This window comes from Deltaproteobacteria bacterium (genome assembly GCA_011773515.1).
Lineage (GTDB): Bacteria > Desulfobacterota > Deferrimicrobia > J040 > J040 > WVXK01.
In genome coordinates this window covers 1-1,128 of sequence record WVXK01000074.1, presented here as the reverse complement: position 1 = coordinate 1,128, position 1,128 = coordinate 1, and the positions used below count along the sequence as shown (strand labels likewise).

At 65.9% G+C, this 1,128-nt stretch carries 1 protein-coding gene; it reads right to left on the bottom strand.

What is annotated here, in order from left to right; translation table 11 throughout:
- Positions 1-1,109: ABC transporter ATP-binding protein (locus GTN70_08490; protein NIO17022.1), on the bottom strand; the 1,109-nt coding region annotated here is incomplete at its 3' end.
- Positions 1,110-1,128: the final 19 nt, after the last annotated feature.

The window sequence follows — 1,128 nt, the reverse complement described above, 5'->3', positions numbered from 1 at the left end:
GCCACCAGGCTCACGTCCTCCAGCACCGGTTCGCCATCTTTGTAGGCGAAGGAGACGTGCTCAAACTCGACCCGGCCCTGGATGGGGGGCATCTCCACCGCGTCGGGCGCGTCAACGATGTCTGGCTCCGTGTCTATCAACTCGAAGATGCGTTCGGCTCCGGCCAGCGCCGCCTGCAACTGGGTGTAGAGCTGAGCCAGCGAGCGGATGGGCATGTAGAAGCGGCGCACATAGTCCAGGAAGGCGACGATGGTGCCCACGGTGACCAGCCCGTTGAGGGCCAGGTAGCCGCCGTAGCCAGCCACGATGGCTGTGGCGATGGTGCTCAGCACGTCCAGGGCCGGGGTGAAGGCCGAGGTGATGCCCACGGCCTGGACGTTGGCGTCGCGGTCGGCCGCGCTGAGCTGGGCAAAGCGGGCCTGGCTGGCCCCCTCACGGCTGAAGGCCTGCACCTCCCGCACGCCGGAGATTTTCTCCTCCAGCTCGGCGCTCACCTGGCCAATGGTCTCCCGCGTGCGGCGGAAGGCGCGGAAGGCCCAGCGGGAGAAGATGGTAGTGGTCAGCAGCATGAAAGGCAGCACGGTGAAACTGGCCAGAGCCAGCCGCATGTTCAGGCCGGCCATGGCCACAACGATGCCGATCAGGGTCAGCACATCGCCGCTCAGGCGCACGAGGCCCACGTTGAGCGCATGGTTGATCACGTCCACGTCGTTGACCAGCCGCGACATCAGGTCGCCCGCCTCACGCTGGTCGAAGAAGGTCAGGGAGAGGGTCTGGATGCGCTGGAAGATCTGGGTGCGCATGGTGTAGAGCACCCGCTGGCCGACCAGGGTCATCAGATAGAACTGGCTGGCCGTGGCCCCCCAGTTGAGCAAGTAGGTGGCCAGCAAGAGCAACATGGTGCGGGTGAGCCCGGCCTTGTCGCCTGGGGTGATGAACTGGTCCACGGCCACGCCCAGCAGATACGGCCCGGCCAGCCGCATCAGGGTGCTAAAGACCACCAGCACCAAAACCACCACCAGCCACGGCCACGACGCGCCAAAGTAACCCAGCAGCCGCCGCAACACCTGGCCCGTATCGTGGGCCTTTTCTTCTCTCAGACCGGCCATCCGGCGGAATCCACCGCCA